Annotated in this window: 7 protein-coding genes; all 7 read right to left on the minus strand. The window is 26.8% G+C overall.

The window, feature by feature from the left end:
• Window positions 1–6 precede the first annotated feature (6 nt).
• Window positions 7–879 carry a carbohydrate ABC transporter permease gene (locus tag Q0V15_RS02845; RefSeq protein WP_297435801.1) on the minus strand — a complete coding sequence of 291 codons (873 nt, stop codon included), beginning with the start codon at window positions 877–879 and terminating at the stop codon, window positions 7–9.
• Window positions 873–1,916, minus strand: coding sequence for an ABC transporter ATP-binding protein (locus tag Q0V15_RS02850; RefSeq protein WP_297435803.1), 1,044 nt, complete (start codon window positions 1,914–1,916; stop codon window positions 873–875). The genes Q0V15_RS02845 and Q0V15_RS02850 overlap by 7 nt, the downstream gene beginning before the upstream one ends.
• Window positions 1,917–2,081: 165 nt before the next feature.
• Window positions 2,082–2,750 (minus strand): biosynthetic peptidoglycan transglycosylase, encoded by a 669-nt coding sequence (locus Q0V15_RS02855; RefSeq protein ID WP_297435805.1) that lies wholly within the window; start codon window positions 2,748–2,750, stop codon window positions 2,082–2,084.
• Window positions 2,751–2,873: 123 nt separating this feature from the next.
• On the minus strand, window positions 2,874–3,704 hold the full coding sequence (locus Q0V15_RS02860; RefSeq protein WP_297435807.1) for an HAD family hydrolase: 831 nt from the start codon (window positions 3,702–3,704) through the stop codon (window positions 2,874–2,876).
• A gap of 84 nt (window positions 3,705–3,788) precedes the next feature.
• A complete protein-coding gene (locus Q0V15_RS02865; protein WP_297435809.1) occupies window positions 3,789–4,796 on the minus strand; it encodes a zinc dependent phospholipase C family protein in 1,008 nt (335 codons plus the stop codon).
• 114 nt (window positions 4,797–4,910) lie between these two features.
• A complete protein-coding gene (locus Q0V15_RS02870) occupies window positions 4,911–6,206 on the minus strand; it encodes a PAS domain-containing sensor histidine kinase (RefSeq protein WP_297435811.1) in 1,296 nt (431 codons plus the stop codon).
• 447 nt (window positions 6,207–6,653) lie between these two features.
• Window positions 6,654–7,268: transposase (locus Q0V15_RS02875; RefSeq protein ID WP_297435813.1), on the minus strand; the 615-nt coding region annotated here is incomplete at its 5' end.

Below are 7,268 nucleotides of genomic sequence, written 5' to 3' on the forward strand. Positions count from 1 at the left end.
AGCCTCCTAATAATGTACTTTATTTTTTGCAATAGTTCTTTGTACTAGAGTTACTGTTAAAATTATTATAAGTAACACTATAGAACCCGCAAATGCTAATGGGAAATCTTGATCGCCATAGAATCTTTCAATTATATATTGGACAACTGTTGATACAGAACCATCTAAAGTTCTTCCCCCAAAAAGTACAAAAGCTTCGGTATACACTTTGAATCCACCTATTAAACTGATTATATAAGTATATAAAATCATAGGTGATACAAGTTTCATTGTTATTTTTCTAAATATTATTCCAGAACTTGCTCCATCAATCTTAGCTGCTTGATAATATTGCGGATTAATTGTAGCTATTCCTGTTGTAAGAATCAAAGTATTAAATGCTAGTGTTTTCCACACTGCAAATATTATAAGTGCTGGCATTGCCCAGTTTGGGTCATTAAGCCATGCTATAGGTTCTATACCAACAAACCCAAGTAAATAATTTATTATTCCATATTCACTATTAAAAAGCCAAGACCATACAACACCTATTGCAACCATCGAAGTTACATAAGGCAAGAAGTATACACTTTGGAAAAAACCTCTTATTTTTTCATTTTTAATAGTTACAAGTGCATTTGCAAGTAGTAATGATATAACTACTGATACAAGTGGAACTATAAGTGCATATATAGCTGTATTTCCAAGTGAAGTTATAAATCTTTCATCCTCAAATAATGCTTTATAACTACCAAGTCCAAATACATATCCTTGACTTTTTGTTTCATCAAAACTATTTATAATAGTATTGATAATTGGATATATTGTAAAAATAATTACTGTTATAAGTGCAGGTGCAAGATAAATATACCCCTTCATACTCTTAAACTTTTTTAACATCGTTTAATGAATACCTCACTTTCAGCATCAAATACATATCCATTCCCCTTCTTTGGAGAAACTTTGATAGTATCGCCTTCTTTTATCTCAAAATCTTTTTCTACAAGCATTTTATATTTATTACCTTCATGACTAAGCGTCACAAGACTTTCTCTACCAAGTATTTCAATAACTGATATCTTCATTTCTATACCATTTTCACTTATCTCTAAATCTTCTGCTCTAAATCCAACTAAAACCTTTTTCTTATCAGTTGGCAATCCTATAAATTTATACTGCCCCACAATAGCCTCTCCATTACTTGGCTCTATAGTCATAAAGTTCATTTCTGGACTTCCTATAAATGAAGCAACAAATTTATTTACTGGATTCATATACATATCTTTAGGTGCTGAAACTTGTTCTATCTTTCCCTCATTCATTAAAATAACCTCATCTGAAATACTAAGAGCTTCCTCTTGGTCATGAGTTACAAATATTGCAGTAACTCCTGTTTCTTTCTGTATCCTTCTAATTTCATGCCTTGTTTCAACTCTAAGTTTTGTATCAAGATTTGATAATGGTTCATCAAGTAATAATATATCAGGATTTTTTGATATTGCTCTAGCTATTGCAACTCTTTGCTGTTGCCCTCCTGAAAGTTCTGCTGGTTTTCTATTTAAAAGTTCTTCTATCTTAACTATCTTTGCAACTTCTAATACTCTTTCTTCTGCCTTCTTCTTATCCCATTTCAAATTATCTAATGGAAACTTAATATTTTCTCTTACCGTCATATGTGGATATAGTGCATAATTTTGGAAAACAAGCCCTATCCCTAAATGTTCAGGTTCAAAACCAGTAACATCTTTATCAGCAAAAAATATTTTTCCTGATTTTGGCTTATGTATTCCTGATATCGTAAATAATGTAGTTGATTTTCCTGAACCAGATGGTCCAAGTAATGCAACAAGTTTTCCTTTTGGTATTTGTATGCTAATGTTATCAATAGCTCTAAAAGTACCAAACTCAACAACTAAATTTTCTAGTTTAATTCCCATATAAAAATTCAACTCCATAACTTAATATACTTCAAGCGAATATTAATAGCCTTTTTATTTAAAAATATTTGCATTGTAAGATTATTGTAAATTATCTATAATATAGTGTCAATTATTGCAGTTAAATATCACAAATTGTTAATATTTCCATTATTAAGGATGTTATTAATCTAACATCTCATTGATTGCTTTTTCCACATACTTTTGTTTTTTCATTGCTCCCTCCATATTTTTAGTTAAGTCATAAAGACTTGGTGCTTGTGGAACTCCTGCAAGTAATGTTGCTTCATCATATGTTATCTCACTTGGATTTACTCCAAAATACCCATTCGTCGCATCATAAATCCCATAACTTTCATTCCCATAATAAATAATATTCACATAAAATTCTAATATTTCTGCCTTACTATACAATCTTTCTATATCCTTTGCTAAAAATAATTCTGCTATCTTTCTATCTATATTCTGCTCTGAGTCAAAATATAAGTTTTTAGATAATTGTTGTGTTATTGTACTCCCACCTTGAACTATTTCCCCTGCTTCAATATTCTTAACTAACGCACGAATCAAAGCTTTATAATCTATCCCCTTGTGTTCTAAAAACCTTCTATCTTCAATTGCAACAATTGCCATTAAAAAATCCTCTGATATATCTTTTAGTTCAACATAATTTTCACGCGCTTTAACTTCACCTAAAATTACTTCTAAATTTTTTTCACTTATAGCCTGTCTATATTCTTTGTACCCACTAAAAACAACCTTACTACTAGCTAAAATACCTAACATAAATATAGATACTATCAACAAAATAAATATTTTTCTTATATACTTCATAACTGTCTCCCCTTAAAATCACCCTATATACTTATTATACTCTCTCAATTATTATATTTTTCTTAAGGTTATTTCAAATAAAAAAGTTGCACCTATTTTAGATGCAACTTTAATGTTTAAATCTTATTTTTCAAATCTTTTTTCTATGAATTTTACCACTCCATCTAAGTCATTTGTATCTATTATCTCTGTGGCAAAGCCTTTAATTCCATCAACTCCATTTTTAACTGCATATTTTTCATCTGCAACTTTGAACATTGGTAGATCATTCATATTATCTCCAAAACATATAACTTTAGTAGGCTTGTACATTTCTCTTAAATCGTCAACAGCCTTCTCTTTTGATGCTTCTCCACTATGAATTTCTATAAAATAGCAACTTTCATCATAAACATCTTTATAGTACCCACAATTTATCCCTTCTATTTTACTAAGCTCTTTATACATAATCTCAACAACTTCTAACTTATCAAGTATCATAAAGTTTACTACTTCTAAATCTTTTAATGCCTGATCATAATTTTTAACAACTTTAAATGTTTTATATAAACTATTTTTTCTTTCACTATGATATGTTATATCAAGGTCAAGTTCCATTTCTTTATGATATACATAAAGATGATTATCTCTTATTCCATAAACAAAACTTGCCTTATTAAAACTTTCAAGTACATTTAGTATTTTTATTGCAGTATCTTTTTTAATACTTCTAATCTTCATATACTTTTTTTCTTTTAAATCATATAAAAATACACCATTCATAAGTGATATAGCCTTCTTTATATTTAACCCTTCAAGTATTTCTATTACAGTTCCTGGTGTTCTAGCTGTAGCTATTGTAAACTCTAATCCTTTTTCTCTCATCAGATTATTCAAAGTTTTTTTTGAATAATCCGAAATTTCTCTTTTACTATTTAATAATGTTCCATCTAAATCTGATATGTATAAATCCATTTTGTTCCCCACTCCTAAAAAAAAATTAGCTATAATACTAATTATAGCTAATTTTTCTAATTTTTCTTTTAAATATTCATTAACTTATTTTAAATTACAAAAATAATATAAAAATCTAGCAAGTTGAATCTCTGTCATATTAAGAGCTTTTACAGTTGCTATAACTTGTTCTTTACTTCCATGCTTATTAGCATCATCAACAAATTGAACTGCGTATTTTGCACTTTCTCTTCCTATATACTCACAAAACTCATCTAAATTTAAATCTTTATTTTTATTATAAAGATATTCTATTTTCTCTTTATCACTTTTTCTATAAAATATTTCACTATTTTCTTCCATTAAATAATCATAACTTGCTCCACTTGTAGGTACACTATCTAATAAAAAAACTTCTTTAGAATCTTCACCAAGTAAAAGTTTTATTCTATCTCTATTTTTTATCCATCTCTTTACAAGTCCCTCAAATTCACTATGATTGGAAAAAACTCCATGCACTATACCATCAAGCTTTAATTTCTTTTCAAGAAAGCTTACAAGCTTCCCCCTTCTATCTATTTGATTTCCAACATGATGTGGTTGATTCATATCAGCTAAAAAATGACAAGCATATAAAAGTGCCTGCATTGCTTTTTTTCTTTTACCTCTTCTTTTATACCTCAGTGCTTTTTTAGCATTTTGTTTAAATCTCCACATTGCCGTAAAGGTTTTATTCCCTAAATAATTAGCACCTGTTTCATAATTATAAAAATGGTCTGCAAATAGATAGGCTGTAGATATAAAACTTCTATCTGGCATTTTAGAATAAGATGGTCTCACTCTTTTTATACTTTTACTCACATCATCATGAAACTCAACTAAATCTATATACCAATTTATATTTTTATCAAACTCTGAATCACTTAAATATTTTGCATTATCCATAAGTGCTATATGGTAAGATTGATACAAAATAACATCATGAGTTTCAGCTCGCTTTAATGCCTTTACTAAAATCTTTTCAATTAATTTATCTGATTTATGCTTATGTTTCTTACTTCTATGAACAAACATATTCTCTATATTCAGTTTACTCTTTTCAATGTCGATCATAAAATTCCTCCTAGCGTACCTTAATTATAACACTTTCTTTCCATAAGTATTCTACTTATAAGATTATTAAGTATTCGCTAAGTATAATCTCTATAATTACATAATTTATTAAAATTAATTATATATATCAGAAAATTCTATATTAATTATTTCAACATTATTATTTTCATTTATTTTATTTTCAATATTATCATTTTCTACAAGTATCTTAGGTAAAGATATTTTAAAACAAGTCCCATAGTCACTAGACTTCAAAACTTCAATATCACCATCATGAATATTTACAAAAGATTTAACAATATTTAAGCCTATCCCACTCCCCTCTCTATTTCTTTTTATAGATTTATCAACTTGGAAAAAACGTTCAAAAATAAATTCAATTTTATCTGCTGGAATACCACATCCTGTATCTTCTATATATATATTTAAATACTTGTTAAATTCTTCTACTGTAACAAAAATCTGTCCACCACATTCTGTAAATTTAACTGAATTTGATATAATATTTAATATTATTCTTTCCATCTTAGCAAAATCAAAAGCCATAAAACATTCCTCTGTATTAGTATCAAATATTAATGTTAACCCACGCTCTTCCATTATAGAATTTAGTGACGTTGTTATATCTTCAATAAACTCTACTATATTCCCATTTTCTAAATTACATTCTAAATTTCCAAACTCATATTTAGTTGTATCAATTATATTATTTATAAGTCTTATAAGCCTTAAAGTATTTTGTTTTATCACATTAGTATAGTTTTTTTGTTTTATAATATTTTCCTTATTTATATTTATACCATTACTTGAATATATCTCTTTCATTTTTATTGCTGATAAAATTATATTAATTGGTGTCCTAAACTCATGAGATAAATTAGCAAAAATCTCTGTCTTAATTTTATTATATTGCTTAAGCTCCATTATATTTTGTTCTCTTGCCTTTGCATATTTTTCTAACTGTTCAATCTTAAGCTTATCTGTAATATCTTTACCGACTATAACTATTCCTTGAAATTCATTATATTTATTATATATAGGTGTTTTTTCTACTCTAAATACTTTTTCCTCTCCATTTTCAATTTTAAATCTTTCATCAATAGTAATTTTTCTCTTCTTTTCCTTAGTTAATTTATCACTTTTAATACAATTTTCTATTTCTAAAGCTTTAAGACTTCCAGATTTTATAAGTTCGTTATCTGTTTTTCCAATAGCAGTTTCATCTAAATAAAACAACTCTAGAAAAGTATTACTTGCTTCTATAATTCTTCCCTCTTTATCTTTAAAAGAAATTATATCACCGATTGAATTTACAATTTCCCTTAACATTTTATACTTTTTTAAAATTCTAATCTTTTCAATAATTAAAATTACTATAACTACTATTAACACTAAAATTATTAACTCCATATTTTTTCTCCTACTACATCTTATTTGTATAATCATTTTACACCATTTATGGATTTTAATCTATATTTTGTCATTTTATTACAAATATTTATTTTTATTTTCATTTTTCTCCTTAAACTCCCTTGTATTATAAAAAGTTAAAATGCTAATTATAATAGTAACAACATAGTTAGAAAGGAGATTTTTATGGTAAAGAATAAAAATTTTAAAAAACCTAAACAAAAAAAAGCTAAAAAAATAAATATTGAGATAGAAGAATAGTTTTTTCCTGAATTATTCACCGAATGTATTTTAAATGAAAAATCATGACAAAATACATTCGGTTGGTTTTATTTCGTTATTTTTTAAAAAATTCCACATAATTTCTGAGTTTTAGATATAATTTCTCCAAGGACTTTATTCTAATAAAAAATTAGAACTTAAATATTTATTCAATTTTACTTTAATTTACACAAATCCTAAAATATCCTCAATTCTATTCAAAGTATCCCAGAATTGTTTTTGGTAAGGGCAACTACTACATAATTTAAAAGTTAAATATCTTCCGCTATTAGTTATTCTTGCGGCTATTTTTACCATTTTAACTCTTATAGTTTCTATTCTATTTGACTGCATAGTCGGAGTTAATGCAATTCGTCTAAACCAATTATTAAAATTATATGCTAATAATGAAATTTGAAGTTTATTCGCATTAGCTATATATTTAGTACTGCTTAAAGATTTAAAAGCAAATCCATTTTTACTTTCTTTTATAAAGTTCTCCATAGTACCTCTTTTAGAGTAAAATCTGATTACATCTTTTGGTGATGATGTCATATTTGTAACTATGAAAGTATAGTTATAAACAGTTTTTCCTTCTGGCTTTTCAATTTTAACTGCAACTCTACGTTTTTCTTCCCAACCTTTTGCTTGATATAAAAACTCTCCATAAACAACTTTATAATCACGAGTATTTTTAAATGTTAAAATATCCATTTCTTCAGTAATTCCTTTAGCAAGTGTATATAAAGTTTTATAGGCTTTTGATCTTATAGCATATAACGTATCATTATCTTCTAAAAG

Origin of the sequence: uncultured Clostridium sp., assembly GCF_947036855.1 — a bacterium.
Taxonomy (GTDB): Bacteria; Bacillota; Clostridia; order Clostridiales; family Clostridiaceae; genus Sarcina.